Below are 20,310 nucleotides of genomic sequence, written 5' to 3' on the forward strand. Positions count from 1 at the left end.
CTACGACCCAAACATGACCTCTTTAGAGCGTTCGCACATCGATAACGGGATTTGGTTATGTGGAACGTGCAGTATTCTCATTGACCGAGATGAACAGCGTTTTTCGAGCAAATCTCTCTTGGATCTGAAGAGGCAGCACGAGGAATCCCGGCGCATCCACAGAACCGGTGGCGCCGACGCAGATGACATTATTGCTGTTGGCCCCCTCCTCATAGCCTTGGGATCGGTCGTTAGATCCGGTCCAGAAGGAATACAGGTCAGAATCTCCCATTTTTTACAGGGGACTATGCGAGACCTGTGGTCTTTGACCCAAGATTTTAGAAAATGGCCCAGAGAACGTCGTTACGTGCTCCTGAATGAGCTTGGTTATGGAGGACTGTTGGCTGAAGCACCGAGTATTGAGCGAACCAATCAAGGGTACGAGGTTCACTTCATCCTTGAAGCTGAAGTGCCACGTAGGGATGCTAGCAAAATCAAAACACTTTGCGCAGACACATTGAAAAGGCTTGAAGGGCTTGAAGCTATAATCCCGATTTGTCAGGCCACATTGGGCATGGCATGCGGGACGTGGTTCGCCGATCTTGATCGAGGTAGTGATGTATCTGACCTCTACTGGCGCTATCTAGGTTCGCCATGGTTCGCAGGTCTTGTCACCATGGAAATGATCCGCCTTTCGTCCATCCCATCAAAGCCACTTCATGGCTCCGACGCCACGACGCCCATGGCCTGCGTTAATCGAATCAATCGCGTCGAAATCCCCTCATTCGAACTCACCGATCATCGCTTACCTATTTCTGTGGATATCGAGCTAGAGGGAATTGGTAATTGGAACGGGACATTACTGGTATTCATCTCCAGTTCGGATGAGCTGCTCGCAGCCAGGGCCAACGCCGAAAGAGCGGGCAGCCGAATGGCACCCACCCAACATCGCAACGTCACCCCCCTAAAAATCACAGATGAAAAACTCATAGCCCGGCTCAAAAACTGGACGTAAACATCACGCACAATCGAGCGTGGATTAGCCGCTCAACCGGACAACATCGAGTTCAAAGCGACTTGCCGCGAAAATGCTTTAGGGGGCAATGCAATAGCTTGCTTCAGCGCAGTCACATCGCCAACCAGAATTACCTGGACTTGAGCGCGTGTTAAGGCTGTACACACGAAGGTTCGGTCCAGTATGCGTGACTGGCGCACAGGAATGATAACGCGCTGAAATTGCGAGCCTTGACTCTTGTGGACCGTAATCGCGTAAGCGTGCTGCATAGCGTCTAAATCACTTTCCAAAACGTAGTGATGGATACCTTCGTAAACCGCACACCCTAGCGCAACGCGCATAATGGGATGATCGACAGTCCCAATGTTGACTTGAACGACGTCGTCGTAGACTTCGCTTAGCTGGCCAAGGCAACCATTTTGAAGATCTCGCTGCCAATCGTTTGCGGTATACAACAGCAGATCCCCGACACAAAATTCGGTGGACTCAATCTGTCCCGACTCTGCACTGAATGCCAATAGAGGCCGACCATGACTAGCGTAGCGGACGTGACAAGTCCTGTTGAGTGCGTCGACCCCAGCAAACCTACATGACCGTGTAGCACAAAGAATTTGCGTGCCTTCCCGCTTTTGCTCGTAGAGACGAAGTACCGTGGGTATGATTTCAGCGTCAGAAGTAGGGAGAAGAATGACCTCACCGGCCTCATTCGAAGTGAAGTCTGGCCACCGCCCCTCTCGAATTGCCTGCGCTGCTGATGGCATTTCGGATGCCTTTGACTGCCGCTTTACCTCAGTCAGTTGAGTCTGAGCGATCTCCGAATGACCACACAAGACATGCAAAACCAGCCCTGCTCCGATTGGAGGTAACTGATATGGATCACCAACAAGAAATAAGGTGGGTATCAGGCGGTAGCTTTCGGGCAGGCCGATAAAATGTCACAAGATCCAGCATTGAAGCTTCATCAATAACAACTATGGGGTGCATCCCAATTTCTTTTGCTGAAACGCTGCTCAGAAAGCCAGCTATCGTAGTTGCACTTTCGGACGTCGCCTCAATCATGCGCGCGGTAGCTCGACCTGAAAGTGCCATCTGAAATCTTGGCCGCCCCAAGGTATCGAGCGCTCTGTAGAGAGCTTTCAGCACTGTTGTTTTCCCCACGCCCGCGCCACCAGTAATAATGCTGAAACGGTGCGCGAACGAGGTTCTGACGGCCTTCCGCTGAGCATCGTTCAGCGAGAAATCGTCGCGGCCTAGCCGATCACGTTCTTCACTCTCAAACCTGCGAAGGTACATCATCAATGTCTGTAGGAAAAAGCTGTTGCTGAGATGATGTCGTTTGAAGGTCAAAATAATTTTACACCTACAAAAACGAAGAAGCCCCCGATATACGGGGGCTCCAGACCAACACTTTACAAAAAACTCTAAGGTATGCGCTAGAACGGAATATCATCATCAAAGCTATCAAAGTCAGCAGCTGGCTGCGGCGCTTGTTGTTGCGGCGCTGGGCGCGAGTCGCGCTGTTGTGGCGGCTGCTGATTGTAGTTCTGCTGCGGCGCCGACTGTTGTGGGCGCGACTGCTGTGGACGAGGCGCGGACTGGTTGTAGTTGCCACCGCCGCCCTGACCTTGTTGAGCGTCACCCTGTGGACGGCCGCCCAGCAGTTGCATGGTGCCCTGCATGTCGACGACGATTTCAGTGGTGTAGCGCTTGATGCCGTCTTTTTCCCACTCGCGGGTCTGCAGCTTGCCTTCGATGTAGACCTGCGAACCCTTGCGCAGGTATTCGCCGGCGATTTCCGCGACCTTGCCGAACATCGAAACACGGTGCCATTCGGTTTTTTCTTTTTTCTCGCCGCTCTGCTTGTCAGTCCATTGTTCGCTGGTGGCCAGACTCAGGTTGGTCACGGCGTTACCGTTAGGCAAGTAGCGAACTTCGGGATCCTGGCCGCATGTACCGACCAATATGACTTTGTTAACCCCACGGGCCATAACGTTCTCCTAGGCTTCGCACGCTTCTGATGCTGGATTGACCAGCTTTTCGAGAGAGGCACGATCCAATAATTTTGTGTCGAGTTTTATGTAGATGGCTGCCTCTTCCGCAACCACCACTGCATCTGTCACGCCTGCTACGGACATCAAACGCTCTGCCAGGCCTGCTTCACGCTGCGCCTGCGGCGACAACGGCAGACGTAGGCTGGTCACGTAAGGCGGTTCTCGCATGGTCACTGCGAAGGCGAGCCAGACGGCGGCCATGGCTGCACCACCCAGGAACACCACATCGAGCCCACCGTGCTGGAACAACCAGCCGCCCAGTATCCCACCTGCGGCCGATCCAAGAAACTGGCTGGTGGAATAAACTCCCATTGCCGTGCCTTTTCCGCCGGCCGGTGAAACCTTGCTGATCAACGACGGCAAGGATGCTTCCAGCAGGTTGAACGCGGTGAAGAATACCACTGTCCCGATGACCAGTGCCCGCAACGTGTCCCCGTAGGCCCAGAAGAATAGCTCAGCCAGCATCAAAACTGTGACGGCGCCCAGCAGAACGCGCTTCATTTGACGTTTCTTCTCGCCATAGATGATGAACGGGATCATCGCGAAGAAGGAAACCAGCAAGGCGGTCAGGTAGACCCACCAGTGTTCTTCCTTGGGCAGACCGGCTTTTTCGACCAGCGCCAGTGGCAAGGCCACGAAGCTGGACATGAGCATCGCATGCAACACGAAGATACCCAAATCCAGGCGCAGCAGGTCCGGATGACGCAACGTCGCCCCCAGCGCCTGTTTGGCGACGCCGGACTCGCGATGCATCAATGCCCCGCTGGCCTTGGGCACCACGTAGGCGACGATGAGAACGCCTATCAAGGCCATGCCGCCGGTGGCCAGGAACAATCCGGAAAGCCCGAAGATGCCGGTGATTACCGGGCCGACAACCATGGCGATGGCGAACGACAGACCAATGGTCATGCCGATCATGGCCATGGCCTTGGTGCGGTGCTGTTCGCGGGTCAGGTCGGAGAGCAGCGCCATGACTGCCGCGGAAATGGCGCCAGCCCCCTGCAGGATGCGTCCGGCAATGATTCCCCAGATCGAATCCGCGTTCGCCGCCACCACGCTGCCGATCGCAAAGATGATCAGGCCGAAATAAATGACCGGTCGCCGGCCGATACGGTCGGAAATGATCCCGAACGGTATCTGCAACACCGCCTGGGTCAGGCCGTAGGCGCCAATCGCCAGACCGATCAGTGCAGGGCTCGCGCCTGCCAGGTCCATGCCGTAGGTTGCCAGAACCGGCAAGACCATGAACATGCCAAGCATGCGGAACGCGAACACCAGGGCCAGACCGCCTGCTGCGCGGGTCTCGCCGCTACTCATACGCTCGCTGTGGGTATCGTGCATGGAATAACCTCGTGTGAACCGGCGGCGATTCTACCAGTCCCATCGTTGTACAGCACATACGCGACGCTTTGCCGCGTGATGGCTCGGAGCCGTATACTCCGTCGTTTATGCCCGCCAAGCGAGGCCGCAGTGGACAAGATCCTGATACGTGGGGCACGAACCCACAACCTGAAAAATATTGACCTGACACTTCCCCGCGACAAACTGATCGTTATCACCGGGCTCTCCGGCTCAGGCAAGTCTTCGCTGGCTTTCGATACGCTGTACGCCGAAGGGCAGCGCCGCTACGTCGAATCGCTGTCGGCCTATGCCCGCCAGTTTCTGTCGATGATGGAAAAACCGGACGTCGATACGATCGAAGGTCTGTCGCCGGCGATCTCCATCGAGCAGAAGTCTACTTCACATAACCCGCGCTCGACCGTGGGTACGATCACCGAAATTTACGACTACCTGCGTCTTCTGTATGCGCGCGTCGGCCAGCCTCGCTGCCCCGACCACGATATTCCGCTGGAAGCCCAGACTGTCAGCCAGATGGTCGACCTGGTGCTGACTCAGCCTGAGGGCAGCAAATTGATGCTGCTTGCGCCGGTTATCCGCGAGCGCAAGGGTGAGCATCTTTCGGTTTTTGAAGAGCTGCGCGCGCAAGGCTTTGTCCGGGCGCGAGTCAACGGCAAGCTGTGCGAGCTGGATGAGCTGCCGAAGCTGGACAAGCAGAAGAAGCACTCGATCGATGTGGTCGTGGACCGTTTCAAGGTCCGCGCCGACCTGCAGCAGCGCCTGGCCGAGTCCTTCGAGACCGCCCTGAAGCTGGCCGACGGTATCGCCCTGGTGGCGCCGATGGACGACGAGCCGGGCGAGGAAGTGATCTTCTCTGCCCGCTTCGCCTGCCCTATCTGTGGCCATGCGATCAGCGAGCTGGAACCGAAGCTGTTCTCCTTCAACAACCCGGCTGGCGCCTGCCCGACCTGCGACGGTCTGGGCGTGAAGCAGTTCTTCGATATCAAGCGGCTGGTCAATGCCGAACTGACGCTTGCCGAAGGCGCGATACGAGGCTGGGACAGGCGTAATGTCTATTACTTCCAGATGCTCGGCTCGCTCTCCAAGCACTATGGCTTCAGCCTGGAAATGCCATTCAAGCAGATCCCCGCCGACATGCAGAAGATTCTGCTCAACGGCAGTGGCTCGCAGAGTGTCGATTTCCGCTACCTCAATGAAAGTGGCGATATCGTCAAGCGTGCGCACCCGTTCGAAGGCATCGTGCCGAATCTGGAGCGTCGCTATCGGGAAACCGAATCGGCTACGGTCCGCGAAGAGCTGGCCAAGTTCCTGGGCACACAGCCCTGCCCTGACTGCCGAGGCACTCGCCTGCGTCGCGAAGCGCGCCATGTGTGGGTGGGTGAAAAGACTCTGCCTGCAGTCACCAGTCTGCCGATTGGCGACGCGACGCATTACTTTGAAACGCTCAAGCTGACCGGACGACGTGGCGAGATCGCCGACAAGATTCTCAAGGAAATCCGTGAGCGTCTGCAGTTTCTGGTCAACGTGGGCCTGGACTACCTGACCCTGGATCGTAGCGCAGACACCCTGTCCGGCGGCGAAGCACAGCGTATCCGTCTGGCCAGCCAGATCGGTGCGGGGCTGGTCGGGGTGATGTACATCCTCGATGAGCCGTCCATCGGTCTGCACCAGCGCGACAATGATCGTTTGCTGGGCACGCTCAAGCACCTGCGCGACATCGGCAATACGGTGATTGTGGTCGAGCACGATGAAGATGCGATTCGCCTGGCCGACTACGTGGTCGACATCGGCCCGGGGGCCGGCGTGCATGGTGGTCATATTGTCGCCGAAGGTACGCCGGACGAGGTGATGTCGCATCCCGACTCGCTGACCGGCAAATACCTGTCAGGGCGCGTGAAGATTGCTGTTCCTGCCAAGCGCACCCCGCGTAACAAGAAGCTCTCGCTGACCCTCAAGGGCGCGCGTGGCAACAACCTGCAAAACGTCAATCTCGACATCCCGATCGGCCTGCTGACCTGCGTGACGGGTGTTTCCGGATCGGGCAAGTCGACGCTGATCAACAACACGCTGTTCCCGCTGAGCGCTACGGCGCTGAACGGCGCCACGACGCTGGAAGCGGCTACGCACGACAGCATCAACGGCCTCCAGCACCTGGACAAGGTGGTGGACATCGACCAGAGCCCTATCGGTCGTACGCCGCGCTCCAACCCGGCGACCTACACCGGGCTGTTCACGCCGATTCGCGAGCTGTTCGCCGGAGTTCCGGAATCACGCTCGCGGGGCTATGGTCCGGGGCGGTTCTCGTTCAACGTCAAGGGCGGCCGCTGCGAGGCGTGCCAGGGCGACGGGCTGATCAAGGTCGAGATGCACTTTTTGCCAGACATCTACGTGCCCTGCGACGTGTGCAAGAGCAAGCGTTACAACCGCGAAACGCTTGAGGTCAAGTACAAGGGCAAGAACGTCCACGAAGTGCTGGAAATGACCATCGAGGAAGCGCGTGAGTTCTTCGACGCCGTTCCGGCACTGGCGCGCAAGCTGCAAACCCTGATGGATGTAGGACTTTCCTATATCAAGCTGGGGCAATCGGCGACGACCCTGTCAGGCGGTGAAGCGCAGCGGGTCAAGCTGTCGCGTGAGCTGTCCAAGCGCGACACCGGCAAGACGTTGTACATCCTCGACGAGCCGACCACAGGCCTGCACTTCGCGGATATTCAGCAGCTGCTGGATGTATTGCATCGCCTGCGCGACCACGGCAATACCGTGGTGGTGATCGAGCACAACCTGGATGTGATCAAGACGGCCGACTGGCTGGTGGATCTGGGTCCGGAAGGCGGCTCGCGAGGTGGGCAGATCATTGCGACGGGCACACCTGAACAGGTCGCCGAGATGGAACAGTCCTACACCGGTCATTACCTGAAACCTCTGTTGACCAGAGATAAAGCCTGACGAGTGTGACGAAAACGGGTTCGGCGTCAGTCGAACCCGGATACAAAAAAGCTCCTGTCACGCAAGTGCAGGAGCTTTTTTATGAGCGGTCGAATCAGAACTGCGATTGCAGGTAGTTCTGCAGGCCGATGGACTTGATCAGCCCCATCTGCTGTTCGAGCCAGTAGGTATGGTCTTCTTCGGTATCAGCCAGCTGCACGCGCAGGATTTCGCGGGTCACGTAGTCGCTGTGCAGCTCACAGAGCTCGATACCCTTGCACAGAGCAGCACGTACCTTGTATTCGAGACGCAGATCGCTGGCGAGCATCTCAGGCACTGTGGTGCCGACGTCGAGGTCGTCCGGGCGCATGCGCGGCGTGCCTTCCAGCATCAGGATACGACGCATCAGCGCATCAGCGTGTTGCGCCTCTTCTTCCATCTCATGATTGATACGCTCGTAGAGCTTCGAAAAGCCCCAGTCTTCGTACATGCGTGAGTGAACGAAATATTGGTCACGAGCTGCCAGTTCGCCCGTGAGCAACGTGTTGAGATAATCGATTACTTCGGGGTGGCCTTGCATCGCACCAGACTCCTGCTTCAAAGACGATAGTTTGAACCAAGCGCCGCGCGAGGTCACTTAGAAAAACGCAATAAACCGACGAAAAGTGGCGAAATTACGCCGTTAAGAAGCGAAAAACCGCCCAAATGAGGGCGGTTCTGTTTCTCACTTCGACTCAGCCCAGTTTTACGTCCAATGCGCGGGCAATGCCTTCGCCGTAAGCAGGGTCCGCTTTGTAGAAATGCTGCAACTGACGTTGCACGACATCACTGGAAACGCCTGCCATTGCGCCTGCAATATTGCCAATCAACAGGGCTTGCTGATCAGCGCTCATCAGGTTGAACAACTTGCCTGCCTGACTGTAGTAATCGTCGTCTACTCGATGATCATGACGATCTGCTGCACCGTTCAGAGACAGCGCAGGCTCCGCGTAGCGCGGATTCTCTTTCGGCGCATCCGAGTAGCTGTTCGGTTCATAGTTTGGCGTCGCACCGCCATTGGTGCCGAAGGCCATCGCCCCGTCACGCTGATAGCTGTGCACCGGACTCTTGGGCGCATTGATCGGCAACTGCTGGTGGTTGGTACCTACGCGATAGCGATGCGCATCAGCATAGGCAAATACGCGCCCTTGCAACATGCGGTCTGGCGAAAGGCCAACGCCTGGCACCATGTTGCTTGGGCCAAACGCGGCCTGCTCGACTTCGGCAAAGTAGTTGAGCGGGTTGCGGTTCAACTCCAGCTCGCCCACCTCGATCAGCGGGTATTCTTTCTGCGACCAGGTCTTGGTCACGTCGAACGGGTTTTCATGATGATTCGCCGCCTGAGCTTCGGTCATCAACTGGATGCACACCTGCCACTTGGGGAAGTCGCCCTTCTCGATGGCAGTGAACAGATCGCGCTGAGCGTAATCAGGATCAGTACCGGCAATGCGCGCAGCCTCTGCGGGCGTCAGATTCTTGATCCCCTGGCGGGTCTTGTAATGCCACTTCACCCAATGACGCTCACCTGCAGCACTGATGAGGCTATAGGTGTGGCTGCCGAAGCCGTGCATGTGACGGTAGCCGTCCGGAATGCCACGATCGGAGAACAGAATAGTGACCTGGTGCAGCGCTTCAGGCGAGTGCGACCAGAAATCCCACATCATCTGAGGGCTCTTCAGATTGGTCTGCGGCAGGCGCTTCTGGGTGTGAATGAAATCAGGGAATTTCAGGGGGTCACGGATAAAGAACACCGGCGTGTTGTTACCGACGATGTCCCAGTTACCTTCCTCGGTGTAAAACTTGATCGCAAAGCCACGAGGGTCACGCTCGGTGTCAGCCGAACCACGCTCGCCGCCTACGGTGGAGAAGCGCAGGAAAATCGGCGTCTGCTTGCCAACCGTGTCGAACAGCCTGGCGCTGGTGTATTGGCTGATGTCGCGGGTCACGGTGAACGTACCATGAGCACCCGACCCCTTGGCGTGCACGCGACGCTCCGGGATGTTTTCACGGTTGAAGTGGGCAAGCTTTTCGATCAGATGGAAATCATCGAGCAGTAGAGGACCACGTGGGCCTGCCGAACGGGAGTTCTGATTGTCTGCGACGGGGGCACCGCTGGCGGTCGTAAGGGTCTTCTGGCTCATCTACATCTTCCTCTGGTGTGTATAGCCGGCTGATCGGCTGAGAGGAAGTATTGTCGAAAGCTATTGCAGCGTCGAATTCATTAAATCATGACTATCGATAGCAATTCTTAATTCCGGAAACAAAAAACCGGGCACTGGGCCCGGTTTCATGTTCAAACTGATGTCTTATTCAGCAGCTTCTACAGAGCCACCGATAGGACGATCAACCAGCTCGACGTACGCCATTGGCGCGTTGTCGCCAGCGCGGAAACCGCACTTGAGGATGCGCAGGTAGCCGCCCTGACGGGTTGCATAGCGCTTGCCCAGATCGTTGAACAGTTTGCCGACGATTTCTTTCGAACGAGTACGGTCGAAAGCCAGACGACGGTTGGCAACGCTGTCTTCCTTGGCCAGGGTGATCAGCGGCTCGGCAACGCGGCGCAGTTCCTTGGCTTTCGGCAGGGTAGTTTTGATCAGCTCGTGCTCGAACAGCGACACCGCCATGTTCTGAAACATGGCTTTGCGGTGAGAGCTGGTACGGCTCAGGTGACGTCCACTTTTACGATGACGCATGGTTCATTCCTTACCAAACTCGCGTTCGGTGATTACGACGATCAGGCCGTAGCCTTGTCGTCCTTCTTAAGACTTGCCGGCGGCCAGTTGTCGAGGCGCATGCCGAGGGAGAGACCACGAGAAGCCAGAACGTCCTTGATCTCGGTCAAGGATTTCTTGCCCAGGTTCGGAGTCTTCAACAGCTCTACTTCGGTGCGCTGAATCAGATCGCCGATGTAGTAGATGTTCTCCGCCTTAAGGCAGTTGGCCGAACGCACGGTCAGTTCCAAATCGTCAACCGGACGAAGCAGGATCGGATCGATCTCGTCTTCCTGTTCGATTACCACTGGTTCGCTGTCGCCTTTGAGGTCGACGAACGCAGCCAACTGCTGTTGCAGAATGGTTGCAGCGCGACGGATAGCCTCTTCAGGGTCCAGCGTACCGTTGGTTTCCAGATCAATAACCAGCTTGTCCAGGTTAGTACGCTGTTCGACACGGGCGTTTTCCACCACGTATGCGATACGGCGAACCGGGCTGAACGAAGAGTCAAGCTGCAAGCGACCAATGCTGCGGCTTTCGTCTTCATCGCTTTGACGCGAGTCTGCCGGCTCATAACCACGACCACGAGCTACGGTGAGCTTCATGTTCAAGACGCCGTTAGACGCCAGGTTAGCGATTACGTGATCGGGGTTAACGATCTCGACATCATGATCCAGCTGAATATCGGCAGCGGTAACCACCCCCGAACCCTTCTTCGACAAGGTCAGCGTAACTTCGTCTCGACCGTGCAGCTTGATAGCCAGACCTTTAAGGTTCAACAGGATTTCAATGACGTCTTCCTGTACACCTTCGATGGCGCTGTACTCATGGAGTACACCGTCAATCTCGGCCTCGACTACTGCACAGCCGGGCATGGAGGACAACAAAATGCGGCGAAGCGCGTTGCCCAGGGTATGGCCGAAACCACGCTCGAGAGGCTCGAGAGTGATTTTGGCGCGGGTTGGACTGACAACCTGCACATCAATGTGGCGGGGTGTCAGGAACTCATTTACCGAAATCTGCATGGATGCACCTATTTTCTAGCCCTTACTTGGAGTAGAGCTCGACAATCAGGCTTTCGTTGATGTCGGCGGATAGATCACTGCGAGCTGGAACGTTCTTGAAAACGCCCGATTTCTTCTCAGTGTCTACTTCTACCCATTCTACGCGGCCACGTTGGGCACACAGATCGAGAGCCTGGACAATACGCAGCTGATTCTTAGCTTTTTCGCGGATAGCAACAACGTCGCCAGCACGAACCTGATAAGAAGGAACGTTAACGGTTTTGCCGTTTACGCTGACCGACTTGTGCGAAACCAATTGACGGGATTCGGCACGCGTCGAGCCGAAGCCCATGCGGTATACAACGTTGTCCAGACGGCATTCGAGCAGTTGCAGCAGGTTCTCGCCTGTTGCACCTTTCTTGCCGGCGGCTTCTTTGTAGTAGCCGCTGAACTGACGCTCGAGAACGCCGTAGATACGACGGACTTTTTGCTTTTCACGCAGCTGAGTACCGTAATCGGACTGGCGACCACGACGTTGGCCGTGGATACCTGGAGCTGCTTCGATGTTGCACTTGGATTCGATAGCGCGAACGCCGCTCTTCAGAAAGAGATCGGTGCCTTCACGACGAGCAAGTTTGCATTTTGGACCAATGTAACGAGCCATTTCTTACAGTCTCCTGGATTACACGCGGCGCTTCTTCGGCGGACGGCACCCGTTGTGCGGGATTGGCGTCACGTCGGTGATGCTGGCGATCTTATAGCCACAGCCGTTCAATGCACGGACAGCGGATTCACGACCTGGGCCTGGACCCTTGACATTGACGTCGAGGTTCTTCAGACCGTACTCCAGCGCAGCTTGACCAGCACGTTCAGCAGCTACTTGAGCAGCGAACGGGGTGGACTTGCGCGAACCACGGAAACCCGAACCGCCGGAGGTAGCCCACGAAAGAGCGTTACCTTGACGATCGGTAATGGTGACGATTGTGTTGTTAAACGACGCGTGGATGTGGGCGATGCCATCAACCACTGTCTTTTTAACTTTTTTACGAGGACGAGCAGCAGGTTTTGCCATGACTAAATTCCTGTCGTTGCGCTGGTGCGATTACTTGCGGATCGGCTTACGCGGACCTTTGCGAGTACGCGCGTTGGTCTTGGTACGCTGACCGCGCACTGGAAGACCACGACGATGACGCAGACCGCGGTAGCAGCCCAGGTCCATCAAGCGCTTGATTTTCATGTTGATTTCGCGACGCAGGTCACCTTCAGTGGTGAACTTCGCCACTTCGCCACGCAGCTGTTCAATCTGCTCGTCGCTCAGATCTTTGATTTTCACCGCCGGATTTACGCCGGTGGTTGCACAAATTTTCTGTGCGGTGGTGCGACCAACACCATAGATGTAGGTCAACGAGATAACAGTATGCTTGTTATCTGGAATGTTAACGCCTGCAATACGGGCCATTCAGTGGGACTCCAATTGACAGCTACCTACGCCCCGGAAGCCAAGAAATAGGGCGCGAGATAATATCGCTGTAGTAACAAATAATCAACCCAGCAGCGCACTAGCTGCTGGGCTTAAGCACAAATCACAATCAGCCTTGGCGCTGCTTATGACGTGGTTCCGCGCTGCAAATTACTCGAACCACACCTTCGCGGCGGATAATCTTGCAGTTACGGCACAGCTTTTTCACCGATGCACGAACTTTCATCACCAACTCCTCGAACCTTAGGGGTGCTTCAGCGCAGCATACCGCCGCTGCCACCGTAGCCCTTCAGGTTGGCTTTCTTCATCAGGGATTCATACTGGTGCGAAACGAGGTGAGATTGCACTTGCGACATAAAGTCCATCACAACCACGACCACGATCAGCAACGAGGTCCCGCCAAGGTAGAACGGTACGTTTGCCGCGACCACCAGAAACTGGGGAAGCAGACACACGGCCGTCATATATAGAGCACCGAACATGGTCAAGCGAGTCAAAACGCCATCAATGTAGCGCGCCGACTGCTCGCCTGGACGAATACCCGGAATAAAGGCACCGGACTTCTTCAGGTTTTCCGCTACGTCTTTCGGATTGAACATCAACGCCGTATAGAAGAAGCAGAAGAAAATAATCCCTGCACTAAACAGCAGAATATTCAACGGCTGACCAGGAGCGATCGACTGCGAGATGTCCTGCAACCAGCCCAGACCTTCAGACTGACCGAACCAGGACCCCAACGAAGCCGGGAACAGCAAAATGCTGCTCGCGAAAATGGCCGGTATCACACCAGCCATGTTCACTTTCAGCGGCAAGTGGCTTGTCTGCGCAGCGAAGACCTTGCGGCCCTGCTGACGCTTGGCGTAGTGAACGGCGATTCGACGCTGACCACGCTCAATGAACACCACAAAACCGATGATCGCTACCGCCAGCAAACCGATTGCAACCAGAGCGAAGATATTGATATCACCCTGACGTGCAGACTCGAAAGACTGCCCTATTGCTCTCGGAAGACCGGCGACGATACCTGCGAAAATCAACATCGAGATACCGTTGCCGACACCGCGCTCGGTGATCTGCTCGCCCAGCCACATCATGAACATCGCACCTGCCACGAAGGTAGTTACGGCCACAAAGTGGAAACCCAGGTCCCCAGAAAACGCGACGCCCTGACTCGCCAGACCAACGGACATGCCGATAGCTTGGACCAGAGCCAGGACAACGGTGCCATAGCGGGTGTACTGGCTTATCTTGCGACGGCCAGCTTCACCTTCCTTCTTCAACTGCTCCAGCTGCGGGCTGACGGCGGTCATCAACTGCATGATGATCGATGCCGAAATGTACGGCATGATCCCCAGTGCAAAGATGCTCATCCGTTCCAGCGCGCCACCGGAAAACATGTTGAACAAGCTAAGAATGGTCCCCTCATTCTGTCGAAACAGTTCTGCGAGTCGATCCGGGTTGATACCTGGAACCGGGATGTGTGCGCCTATTCGGTAGACGATAATCGCCAGGAACAGAAAACGCAGACGAGCCCAGAGTTCAGACATACCGCCTTTGCCGAGCGCTGAGAGAGCACCTTGCTTAGCCATTTATTCCTCGAACTTGCCGCCAGCTGCTTCGATAGCCGCACGCGCACCTTTGGTGGCGGCGATACCCTTGATAGTAACAGCGCGAGTAACTTCGCCCGACAGCATGATTTTCACACGCTGAACGTTCTGGTTAATCACGTTGGCATCTTTCAGGGACTGCACAGTTACGATGTCGCCTTCCACTTTAGCCAGCTCGGACAAACGCACTTCTGCGCGATCCATGGCCTTCAGGGAAACGAAACCGAATTTTGGCAGGCGACGATGCAGCGGCTGTTGGCCGCCCTCAAAGCCCGGAGCAATGGTGCCACCGGAGCGGGAGCTTTGACCTTTGTGGCCACGGCCACCGGTCTTGCCCAAACCGCTACCGATACCACGGCCCGGACGATGCTTTTCGCGACGGGAACCCGGCGCTGGACTCAGATCATTGAGTTTCATCGATTAACCCTCGACTCGCAGCATGTAGTAAGCCTTGTTGATCATCCCGCGATTTTCGGGAGTATCCAGGACTTCTACAGTGTGACCGATGCGACGCAGACCCAAACCCTTAATGCACAATCTGTGATTAGGGATGCGGCCGGTCATGCTTTTGATCAGCGTTACTTTAACGGTAGCCATGATCAGATGATCTCCTCAACACGCTTGCCACGTTTGGCAGCGATCGACTCAGGAGACTGCATGCCCTTCAAACCCTTGAACGTAGCGTGAACCACGTTTACCGGGTTAGTCGAACCGTAGCACTTGGCCAATACGTTCTGGACACCAGCAACTTCCAGCACTGCGCGCATTGCGCCGCCAGCGATGATACCGGTACCTTCAGAAGCAGGCTGCATGTACACCTTGGAGGCGCCATGAGCAGACTTCATCGCGTACTGCAGGGTAGTGCCGTTCAGATCAACCTGAATCATGTTGCGACGAGCAGCTTCCATCGCTTTCTGGATTGCAGCAGGCACTTCACGTGACTTGCCACGGCCGAAGCCAACGCGCCCTTTACCATCACCCACTACGGTCAACGCAGTGAAAGTGAAGATACGGCCGCCTTTTACGGTTTTGGCCACGCGGTTAACTTGAACCAGCTTCTCGATGTAGCCTTCGTCGCGTTTTTGGTCGTGATTTGACATAACTTAGAACTCCAGCCCGCCTTCACGAGCAGCATCAGCCAGCGCTTTGACACGGCCGTGGTACTTGAAGCCAGAACGGTCGAAAGCGACTTGCGATACACCCGCGGCTTTCGCGCGCTCGGCGACCAGCTTGCCAACCTTAGTGGCCGCGTCGATGTTGCCAGTGGCGCCATCACGCAGTTCTTTGTCCAAAGTCGAGGCGCTTGCCAGGACTTTGCTGCCGTCGGCCGAGATGACCTGGGCATAAATGTGCTGCGAAGAGCGGTGCACGCAGAGACGCACGACTTCTAGCTCGTGCATTTTCAGGCGTGCTTTGCGAGCGCGACGCAGTCGGGTAACTTTTTTGACGGTCATTTGCTATGCCCTACTTCTTCTTGGCTTCTTTACGGCGGACGACTTCGTCTGCGTAACGCACACCTTTGCCTTTGTAAGGCTCAGGACGGCGGAAGTCGCGGATCTCAGCGGCCACTTGACCAACCAACTGCTTATCGATACCGCGAATCAGGATATCGGTCTGGCTGGGGGTCTCAGCGGTGATGCCATTCGGCAATTCGTAGTCCACTGGGTGCGAGAAGCCAAGTGCAAGGTTCAGTACCGTGCCTTTTGCTTGCGCCTTGTAACCAACACCGACCAGCTGGAGCTTGCGCTCGAAGCCTTGGCTTACGCCTTGGACCATGTTGTTTACCAGTGCACGAGTGGTGCCTGCCATTGCGCGGGTTTGTTGATCGCCATTGCGAGCAACGAAACGCAGCTCACCAGCTTCTACAACAACCTCAACGGACGAATGGATGTTCAGTTCTAGAGTGCCCTTGGCACCCTTCACCGAAAGCAGCTGGCCGACGAGTTTGACTTCGACGCCGGATGGCAGCTTAACGGGGTTCTTAGCGACGCGTGACATGCTTATCCCCCCTTAGAACACAGTGCAAAGCACTTCGCCACCGACACCGGCAGCGCGCGCAGCACGATCCGTCATCACACCTTTACTGGTGGAGACGATAGACACACCAAGACCGCCACGAACTTTCGGCAGATCATCGGAGGACTTGTACTGACGCAAGCCTGGGCGGCTGACGCGCTTAACCTCTTCGATGACCGGACGGCCTTCGAAGTACTTAAGCTCGATGGACAGCGAGGATTTAACTTCGCTGCTGATCTGATAACCCGCAATGTAGCCTTCGTCCTTCAGGACTTTTGCTACAGCAACCTTCAACGTGGAAGATGGCATGCTTACGACGGGCTTTTCAGCCATCTGGGCATTACGGATACGAGTTAGCATGTCCGCTAACGGGTCCTGCATACTCATGGGCTAGACGCTCCTAAAACAAAATAATTAGCCTTGCGGCTACAGCTTGATCGCCGAGAACTTCCGGGCAAGTAAAAACACGGGCTCAGGCGAGCCGGCAATTCTAGTCCTACGCCGGAAATGAATCAAGCCCCAAAAGGGGCTTGATTCAAATTCAGGCTCCATCCCGACCGGTGACTTGCGTAACCGGCGGGAGGGCGCGAGAGGTGTCGCCTTACCAGCTGGCTTTGACCAGACCTGGAACGTCGCCACGCATAGCTGCTTCACGCAGCTTGTTACGGCCAAGGCCGAACTTGCGGTAGACGCCGTGTGGACGACCAGTGATGCGGCAACGGTTACGCATGCGCGCAGCGCTTGCGTCACGTGGTTGCTTCTGCAGGGCTACGGTAGCTTCCCAACGCGCTTCTGGACTTGCGTTCAGATCGACGATGATAGCTTTCAGCTCTGCACGCTTCTTGGCGTACTTGGCAACAGTGAGCTGACGCTTCAGCTCACGGTTTTTCATGCTCATCTTGGCCATTGTCCTACTCCAATCAGTTGCGGAACGGGAATTTGAAAGCACGCAGCAATGCGCGACCTTCATCATCGTTCTTGGCAGTGGTGGTCAGGGTGATGTCCAGACCGCGAAGAGCATCGATCTTGTCGTAGTCAATTTCCGGGAAAATGATCTGCTCTTTGACGCCCATGCTGTAGTTACCACGACCATCGAAGGACTTGGCATTCAGGCCGCGGAAGTCGCGAACCCGAGGCAGGGAGATCGACAGCAGACGATCCAGGAATTCGTACATACGATCGCGGCGCAGAGTCACTTTGACACCGATCGGCCAACCTTCACGGACTTTAAAGCCAGCGATGGATTTCCGAGCGTAAGTCACAACGACTTTTTGACCGGTGATCTTTTCCAGGTCAGCAACAGCGTGCTCGATGACTTTCTTGTCGCCGATCGCTTCGCCCAGACCCATGTTCAGGGTGATTTTGGTAACGCGCGGAACTTCCATCACGTTCGAAAGCTTAAGTTCTTCCTTAAGTTTCGGAGCGATTTCCTTCCGGTAAATCTCTTTTAGTCGTGCCATGGTCTTCTACCTAGCAGTGTTCAAGCATCAACCGCTTTTTGGGTCGACTTGAAGACACGAATTTTCTTGCCGTCTTCAACTTTGAAACCAACGCGGTCAGCCTTGTTGGTTGCGCCGTTGAAAATGGCGACGTTGGAAGCGTGCATTGGCGCTTCTTTCTCGACGATACCGCCCTGTACGCCCGACATCGGGTTTGGCTTGGTATGACGCTTCACCAGGTTGATCCCACCAACGACCAAACGGTCGTCAGCGAGAACCTTGAGCACCTTACCGCGCTTACCTTTGTCTTTGCCGGCGATCACGATGATCTCGTCGTCACGACGAATCTTTTGCATGTCGGATCTCCTTAGAGCACTTCTGGGGCGAGCGAGACGATCTTCATGAACTTCTCAGTACGAAGTTCACGGGTCACTGGCCCAAAGATACGGGTACCGATCGGCTCTTGCTTGTTGTTCAACAGAACAGCAGCGTTGCCATCGAAGCGGATGATGGAGCCGTCTGCACGACGAACACCGTGGCGAGTGCGGACTACAACTGCAGTCATCACCTGGCCTTTCTTCACCTTGCCGCGAGGAATTGCTTCCTTGACGGTTACTTTGATGATGTCACCGATACCAGCGTAACGACGATGGGAGCCACCCAGCACCTTGATGCACATAACGCGGCGTGCGCCGCTGTTATCGGCCACATCGAGCATGGATTGAGTCTGAATCATATAATTTCTCCGACCCCTAGCCCTTAGACTTCCACAGCGCGTTCGAGGATATCAACCAACGCCCAAGACTTGGTCTTGGCTACCGGACGAGTTTCACGAATAGTGACCTTGTCGCCGATATGGCATTGATTGGTTTCGTCGTGCGCGTGCAGCTTAGTCGAACGCTTAACGTATTTACCGTAGATCGGGTGCTTTACGCGACGCTCGATCAGAACGGTGATGGTCTTGTCCATCTTGTCGCTGACAACACGGCCAGTCAGCGTACGGACAGTTTTTTTCGGCTTCAGCCATGATTACTTACCTGCCTGCTGGTTGAGCACAGTTTTCACGCGAGCGATGTCACGCTTAACTTGCGAGAGCAGATGAGACTGCCCCAACTGGCCAGTTGCCTTCTGCATACGCAGATTGAACTGGTCGCGCAGCAGGCCGAGCAGTTGCTCGTTCAGCTGCTGTGCTGATTTTTCACGAAGTTCATTCGCTTTCATCACATCACCGTCCGCTTAACAAAGGAGGTGGCGAGCGGCAGCTTTGCAGCAGCCAGGGCGAAAGCCTCACGCGCCAGCTCTTCAGTAACACCCTCGATTTCATACAGGACTTTGCCTGGCTGAATCTGGGCAACCCAGTACTCCACGTTACCCTTACCTTTACCCATCCGAACTTCGAGTGGCTTTTTGGTTACAGGCTTGTCCGGGAACACACGGATCCAGATCTTGCCGCCACGTTTAACGTGACGGGTCAGAGCACGACGCGCTGACTCGATCTGACGAGCGGTGAGACGACCACGAGCTACAGACTTCAGCGCGAACTCGCCGAAGCTGACTTTGCTACCGCGCAGTGCCAGACCACGGTTGTGGCCGGTCATCTGCTTGCGGAACTTCGTACGCTTTGGTTGCAACATTTGGCGTACCCCTTACTTAGCAGCTTTTTTACGAGGCGCTGGTGCTTGTGGTTTCAGTTCTTCTTGGCGACCACCAATTACTTCGCCTTTGAAGATCCAAACCTTTACACCGATCACACCGTAAGTGGTGTGAGCTTCGTAGTTGGCATAGTCGATGTCGGCACGCAGGGTGTGCAGTGGCACACGACCTTCGCGATACCATTCAGTACGTGCGATTTCAGCACCGCCGAGACGACCGCTCACTTGGATTTTGATGCCTTTGGCACCAATGCGCATGGCGTTCTGAACAGCGCGCTTCATAGCGCGACGGAACATTACGCGACGCTCCAGCTGCTGAGCTACGCTCTGCGCAACCAGCATACCGTCGAGCTCCGGCTTACGGATCTCTTCGATATTGATGTGCACAGGCACACCCATTTGCTTGGTCAGGTCCTGACGCAGTTTCTCAACATCTTCACCTTTCTTCCCGATAACGATACCTGGACGAGCAGTGTGGATGGTGATACGTGCTGTCTGAGCCGGACGATGGATATCGATACGGCTGACGGACGCGCTTTTTAATTTGTCTTGGAGGTACTCACGCACTTTCAGATCAGCGAACAAATAGTCCGCATAAGTCCGACCGTCTGCGTACCAGACGGAGGTGTGCTCCTTGACGATTCCCAGGCGAATGCCAATGGGATGTACTTTCTGACCCATCTCTTCGACTCCGTTACTTGTCAGCAACCTTGACAGTGATATGGCAAGACCGCTTGACGATGCGATCAGCACGGCCTTTAGCACGTGGCATGATGCGCTTCAGCGAACGCCCTTCGTTGACGAAAACGGTGGAGACCTTGAGGTCATCAACGTCTGCGCCTTCGTTATGCTCGGCGTTGGCTACAGCCGACTCCAGCACTTTCTTCAGGATCTCGGCGGCTTTCTTACTGCTGAAAGCCAACAGGTTGAGCGCTTCGCCCACCTTCTTCCCGCGGATCTGGTCGGCGACCAAGCGGGCTTTCTGGGCGGAGATTCGAGCGCCCGACAACTTAGCGGCTACTTCCATCGTTCC

Annotated in this window: 30 protein-coding genes and 1 pseudogene; 2 read left to right on the plus strand and 29 right to left on the minus strand. The window is 55.7% G+C overall.

Annotated elements, in window-relative coordinates:
* The first annotated feature begins 379 nt into the window (after positions 1 to 379).
* Positions 380 to 994 carry a hypothetical protein gene (locus KUIN1_RS28140; RefSeq protein ID WP_232059983.1) on the plus strand — a complete coding sequence of 205 codons (615 nt, stop codon included), beginning with the start codon at positions 380 to 382 and terminating at the stop codon, positions 992 to 994.
* Between the two features lie 32 nt (positions 995 to 1,026).
* Here KUIN1_RS28140 and KUIN1_RS28145 read toward each other — a convergent pair whose 3' ends face one another.
* The 5 genes and pseudogenes from KUIN1_RS28145 to KUIN1_RS23710 form a co-directional block, all read right to left on the minus strand.
* Entirely contained in the window at positions 1,027 to 1,512 is a 486-nt protein-coding gene (locus tag KUIN1_RS28145; protein ID WP_232059984.1) for an ATP-dependent DNA helicase, read from the minus strand.
* Between the two features lie 261 nt (positions 1,513 to 1,773).
* Positions 1,774 to 1,833, minus strand: a pseudogene (locus tag KUIN1_RS28305) (hypothetical protein); the annotation flags it as partial.
* A gap of 37 nt (positions 1,834 to 1,870) precedes the next feature.
* Positions 1,871 to 2,341 (minus strand): AAA family ATPase, encoded by a 471-nt coding sequence (locus tag KUIN1_RS28150; protein ID WP_232059985.1) that lies wholly within the window; start codon positions 2,339 to 2,341, stop codon positions 1,871 to 1,873.
* 86 nt (positions 2,342 to 2,427) lie between these two features.
* Positions 2,428 to 2,982 carry a single-stranded DNA-binding protein gene (locus tag KUIN1_RS23705; protein ID WP_024638200.1) on the minus strand — a complete coding sequence of 185 codons (555 nt, stop codon included), beginning with the start codon at positions 2,980 to 2,982 and terminating at the stop codon, positions 2,428 to 2,430.
* Positions 2,983 to 2,991: 9 nt separating this feature from the next.
* Positions 2,992 to 4,386 carry an MFS transporter gene (locus KUIN1_RS23710; protein WP_152092328.1) on the minus strand — a complete coding sequence of 465 codons (1,395 nt, stop codon included), beginning with the start codon at positions 4,384 to 4,386 and terminating at the stop codon, positions 2,992 to 2,994.
* 129 nt (positions 4,387 to 4,515) lie between these two features.
* On the opposite strand from KUIN1_RS23710, the gene uvrA reads away from it, so the two are divergent.
* Positions 4,516 to 7,350 (plus strand): excinuclease ABC subunit UvrA, encoded by a 2,835-nt coding sequence (uvrA, locus tag KUIN1_RS23715; protein WP_172980078.1) that lies wholly within the window; start codon positions 4,516 to 4,518, stop codon positions 7,348 to 7,350.
* 94 nt (positions 7,351 to 7,444) lie between these two features.
* Here the strand turns inward: uvrA and bfr are convergent, their stop codons facing one another.
* From bfr to rplV, 24 genes are all read right to left on the minus strand, one after another.
* Positions 7,445 to 7,909 (minus strand): bacterioferritin, encoded by a 465-nt coding sequence (gene bfr / locus KUIN1_RS23720; RefSeq protein ID WP_003317095.1) that lies wholly within the window; start codon positions 7,907 to 7,909, stop codon positions 7,445 to 7,447.
* A gap of 154 nt (positions 7,910 to 8,063) precedes the next feature.
* Complete coding sequence (locus tag KUIN1_RS23725) at positions 8,064 to 9,509, minus strand: catalase (protein ID WP_116886793.1); 1,446 nt, start codon at positions 9,507 to 9,509, stop codon at positions 8,064 to 8,066.
* Between the two features lie 165 nt (positions 9,510 to 9,674).
* The gene (rplQ, locus tag KUIN1_RS23730) at positions 9,675 to 10,061 is read right to left on the minus strand and encodes a 50S ribosomal protein L17 (protein ID WP_003317096.1); all 387 of its coding nucleotides are present in this window, start codon (positions 10,059 to 10,061) and stop codon (positions 9,675 to 9,677) included.
* A 41-nt stretch (positions 10,062 to 10,102) separates the two neighbouring features.
* On the minus strand, positions 10,103 to 11,104 hold the full coding sequence (locus KUIN1_RS23735; protein WP_002555464.1) for a DNA-directed RNA polymerase subunit alpha: 1,002 nt from the start codon (positions 11,102 to 11,104) through the stop codon (positions 10,103 to 10,105).
* A 22-nt stretch (positions 11,105 to 11,126) separates the two neighbouring features.
* Complete coding sequence (gene rpsD, locus KUIN1_RS23740) at positions 11,127 to 11,747, minus strand: 30S ribosomal protein S4 (RefSeq protein WP_002555465.1); 621 nt, start codon at positions 11,745 to 11,747, stop codon at positions 11,127 to 11,129.
* A gap of 18 nt (positions 11,748 to 11,765) precedes the next feature.
* Positions 11,766 to 12,155, minus strand: a complete 390-nt coding sequence (gene rpsK, locus KUIN1_RS23745; RefSeq protein WP_002555466.1) for a 30S ribosomal protein S11 — start codon at positions 12,153 to 12,155, stop codon at positions 11,766 to 11,768.
* A 30-nt stretch (positions 12,156 to 12,185) separates the two neighbouring features.
* Complete coding sequence (gene rpsM, locus KUIN1_RS23750; RefSeq protein WP_002555467.1) at positions 12,186 to 12,542, minus strand: 30S ribosomal protein S13; 357 nt, start codon at positions 12,540 to 12,542, stop codon at positions 12,186 to 12,188.
* A gap of 130 nt (positions 12,543 to 12,672) precedes the next feature.
* Positions 12,673 to 12,789 (minus strand): 50S ribosomal protein L36, encoded by a 117-nt coding sequence (rpmJ, locus tag KUIN1_RS23755; protein ID WP_002555468.1) that lies wholly within the window; start codon positions 12,787 to 12,789, stop codon positions 12,673 to 12,675.
* 28 nt (positions 12,790 to 12,817) lie between these two features.
* Positions 12,818 to 14,152, minus strand: a complete 1,335-nt coding sequence (secY, locus tag KUIN1_RS23760; RefSeq protein WP_002555469.1) for a preprotein translocase subunit SecY — start codon at positions 14,150 to 14,152, stop codon at positions 12,818 to 12,820.
* Positions 14,153 to 14,587: a 50S ribosomal protein L15 gene (gene rplO / locus KUIN1_RS23765; RefSeq protein WP_002555470.1), complete on the minus strand. Its 435-nt coding sequence runs from the start codon at positions 14,585 to 14,587 to the stop codon at positions 14,153 to 14,155.
* Between the two features lie 3 nt (positions 14,588 to 14,590).
* Positions 14,591 to 14,767 carry a 50S ribosomal protein L30 gene (rpmD, locus tag KUIN1_RS23770; RefSeq protein ID WP_002555471.1) on the minus strand — a complete coding sequence of 59 codons (177 nt, stop codon included), beginning with the start codon at positions 14,765 to 14,767 and terminating at the stop codon, positions 14,591 to 14,593.
* 2 nt (positions 14,768 to 14,769) lie between these two features.
* Positions 14,770 to 15,270: a 30S ribosomal protein S5 gene (gene rpsE / locus KUIN1_RS23775; protein ID WP_003317099.1), complete on the minus strand. Its 501-nt coding sequence runs from the start codon at positions 15,268 to 15,270 to the stop codon at positions 14,770 to 14,772.
* 3 nt (positions 15,271 to 15,273) lie between these two features.
* On the minus strand, positions 15,274 to 15,624 hold the full coding sequence (gene rplR / locus KUIN1_RS23780; protein ID WP_002555473.1) for a 50S ribosomal protein L18: 351 nt from the start codon (positions 15,622 to 15,624) through the stop codon (positions 15,274 to 15,276).
* A 10-nt stretch (positions 15,625 to 15,634) separates the two neighbouring features.
* Positions 15,635 to 16,168, minus strand: coding sequence for a 50S ribosomal protein L6 (rplF, locus tag KUIN1_RS23785; protein ID WP_011269093.1), 534 nt, complete (start codon positions 16,166 to 16,168; stop codon positions 15,635 to 15,637).
* Positions 16,169 to 16,180: 12 nt separating this feature from the next.
* Positions 16,181 to 16,573, minus strand: coding sequence for a 30S ribosomal protein S8 (gene rpsH, locus KUIN1_RS23790; RefSeq protein WP_002555475.1), 393 nt, complete (start codon positions 16,571 to 16,573; stop codon positions 16,181 to 16,183).
* A gap of 214 nt (positions 16,574 to 16,787) precedes the next feature.
* Entirely contained in the window at positions 16,788 to 17,093 is a 306-nt protein-coding gene (gene rpsN, locus KUIN1_RS23795; RefSeq protein ID WP_003400428.1) for a 30S ribosomal protein S14, read from the minus strand.
* Between the two features lie 13 nt (positions 17,094 to 17,106).
* Positions 17,107 to 17,646, minus strand: coding sequence for a 50S ribosomal protein L5 (gene rplE, locus KUIN1_RS23800; RefSeq protein WP_002555477.1), 540 nt, complete (start codon positions 17,644 to 17,646; stop codon positions 17,107 to 17,109).
* A gap of 20 nt (positions 17,647 to 17,666) precedes the next feature.
* Positions 17,667 to 17,981, minus strand: coding sequence for a 50S ribosomal protein L24 (rplX, locus tag KUIN1_RS23805; protein ID WP_003317102.1), 315 nt, complete (start codon positions 17,979 to 17,981; stop codon positions 17,667 to 17,669).
* A gap of 11 nt (positions 17,982 to 17,992) precedes the next feature.
* Positions 17,993 to 18,361, minus strand: coding sequence for a 50S ribosomal protein L14 (rplN, locus tag KUIN1_RS23810; protein WP_002555479.1), 369 nt, complete (start codon positions 18,359 to 18,361; stop codon positions 17,993 to 17,995).
* A 23-nt stretch (positions 18,362 to 18,384) separates the two neighbouring features.
* Complete coding sequence (gene rpsQ, locus KUIN1_RS23815; RefSeq protein ID WP_197739786.1) at positions 18,385 to 18,594, minus strand: 30S ribosomal protein S17; 210 nt, start codon at positions 18,592 to 18,594, stop codon at positions 18,385 to 18,387.
* Between the two features lie 60 nt (positions 18,595 to 18,654).
* Positions 18,655 to 18,846 carry a 50S ribosomal protein L29 gene (rpmC, locus tag KUIN1_RS23820; RefSeq protein ID WP_002555481.1) on the minus strand — a complete coding sequence of 64 codons (192 nt, stop codon included), beginning with the start codon at positions 18,844 to 18,846 and terminating at the stop codon, positions 18,655 to 18,657.
* Positions 18,846 to 19,259: a 50S ribosomal protein L16 gene (gene rplP / locus KUIN1_RS23825; protein ID WP_002555482.1), complete on the minus strand. Its 414-nt coding sequence runs from the start codon at positions 19,257 to 19,259 to the stop codon at positions 18,846 to 18,848. The genes rpmC and rplP overlap by 1 nt, the downstream gene beginning before the upstream one ends.
* Positions 19,260 to 19,271: 12 nt before the next feature.
* Positions 19,272 to 19,958 (minus strand): 30S ribosomal protein S3, encoded by a 687-nt coding sequence (gene rpsC, locus KUIN1_RS23830; protein WP_003176422.1) that lies wholly within the window; start codon positions 19,956 to 19,958, stop codon positions 19,272 to 19,274.
* A gap of 13 nt (positions 19,959 to 19,971) precedes the next feature.
* Positions 19,972 to 20,304, minus strand: a complete 333-nt coding sequence (gene rplV, locus KUIN1_RS23835; RefSeq protein ID WP_002555485.1) for a 50S ribosomal protein L22 — start codon at positions 20,302 to 20,304, stop codon at positions 19,972 to 19,974.
* Positions 20,305 to 20,310 lie beyond the last annotated feature (6 nt).

It is taken from the genome of Pseudomonas sp. KUIN-1, from assembly GCF_009176725.1.
Lineage (GTDB): Bacteria > Pseudomonadota > Gammaproteobacteria > Pseudomonadales > Pseudomonadaceae > Aquipseudomonas > Aquipseudomonas fragariae.

Bases quoted from the DNA above. Each gene is read 5' to 3' on its own strand.
- KUIN1_RS23725 (WP_116886793.1), bottom strand. From the start codon at position 9,509: ATGAGCCAGAAGACCCTTACGACCGCCAGCGGTGCCCCCGTCGCAGAC.
- rpsK (WP_002555466.1), bottom strand. From the start codon at position 12,155: ATGGCAAAACCTGCTGCTCGTCCTCGTAAAAAAGTTAAAAAGACAGTG.
- rplR (WP_002555473.1), bottom strand. From the start codon at position 15,624: ATGACCGTCAAAAAAGTTACCCGACTGCGTCGCGCTCGCAAAGCACGC.
- rplQ (WP_003317096.1), bottom strand. From the start codon at position 10,061: ATGCGTCATCGTAAAAGTGGACGTCACCTGAGCCGTACCAGCTCTCAC.
- rplO (WP_002555470.1), bottom strand. From the start codon at position 14,587: ATGAAACTCAATGATCTGAGTCCAGCGCCGGGTTCCCGTCGCGAAAAG.
- rpmC (WP_002555481.1), bottom strand. From the start codon at position 18,846: ATGAAAGCGAATGAACTTCGTGAAAAATCAGCACAGCAGCTGAACGAG.
- rpsE (WP_003317099.1), bottom strand. From the start codon at position 15,270: ATGTCAAATCACGACCAAAAACGCGACGAAGGCTACATCGAGAAGCTG.
- rplN (WP_002555479.1), bottom strand. From the start codon at position 18,361: ATGATTCAGACTCAATCCATGCTCGATGTGGCCGATAACAGCGGCGCA.
- KUIN1_RS23710 (WP_152092328.1), bottom strand. From the start codon at position 4,386: ATGCACGATACCCACAGCGAGCGTATGAGTAGCGGCGAGACCCGCGCA.
- rplX (WP_003317102.1), bottom strand. From the start codon at position 17,981: ATGCAAAAGATTCGTCGTGACGACGAGATCATCGTGATCGCCGGCAAA.
- rpmD (WP_002555471.1), bottom strand. From the start codon at position 14,767: ATGGCTACCGTTAAAGTAACGCTGATCAAAAGCATGACCGGCCGCATC.
- rpsH (WP_002555475.1), bottom strand. From the start codon at position 16,573: ATGAGTATGCAGGACCCGTTAGCGGACATGCTAACTCGTATCCGTAAT.
- rplE (WP_002555477.1), bottom strand. From the start codon at position 17,646: ATGGCACGACTAAAAGAGATTTACCGGAAGGAAATCGCTCCGAAACTT.
- rpsQ (WP_197739786.1), bottom strand. From the start codon at position 18,594: ATGGACAAGACCATCACCGTTCTGATCGAGCGTCGCGTAAAGCACCCG.
- rpsC (WP_003176422.1), bottom strand. From the start codon at position 19,958: ATGGGTCAGAAAGTACATCCCATTGGCATTCGCCTGGGAATCGTCAAG.
- rpsN (WP_003400428.1), bottom strand. From the start codon at position 17,093: ATGGCCAAGATGAGCATGAAAAACCGTGAGCTGAAGCGTCAGCTCACT.
- rplV (WP_002555485.1), bottom strand. From the start codon at position 20,304: ATGGAAGTAGCCGCTAAGTTGTCGGGCGCTCGAATCTCCGCCCAGAAA.
- rplF (WP_011269093.1), bottom strand. From the start codon at position 16,168: ATGTCACGCGTCGCTAAGAACCCCGTTAAGCTGCCATCCGGCGTCGAA.
- rpsM (WP_002555467.1), bottom strand. From the start codon at position 12,542: ATGGCCCGTATTGCAGGCGTTAACATTCCAGATAACAAGCATACTGTT.
- rpsD (WP_002555465.1), bottom strand. From the start codon at position 11,747: ATGGCTCGTTACATTGGTCCAAAATGCAAACTTGCTCGTCGTGAAGGC.
- bfr (WP_003317095.1), bottom strand. From the start codon at position 7,909: ATGCAAGGCCACCCCGAAGTAATCGATTATCTCAACACGTTGCTCACG.
- KUIN1_RS23705 (WP_024638200.1), bottom strand. From the start codon at position 2,982: ATGGCCCGTGGGGTTAACAAAGTCATATTGGTCGGTACATGCGGCCAG.
- rpmJ (WP_002555468.1), bottom strand. From the start codon at position 12,789: ATGAAAGTTCGTGCATCGGTGAAAAAGCTGTGCCGTAACTGCAAGATT.
- KUIN1_RS23735 (WP_002555464.1), bottom strand. From the start codon at position 11,104: ATGCAGATTTCGGTAAATGAGTTCCTGACACCCCGCCACATTGATGTG.
- secY (WP_002555469.1), bottom strand. From the start codon at position 14,152: ATGGCTAAGCAAGGTGCTCTCTCAGCGCTCGGCAAAGGCGGTATGTCT.
- rplP (WP_002555482.1), bottom strand. From the start codon at position 19,259: ATGTTGCAACCAAAGCGTACGAAGTTCCGCAAGCAGATGACCGGCCAC.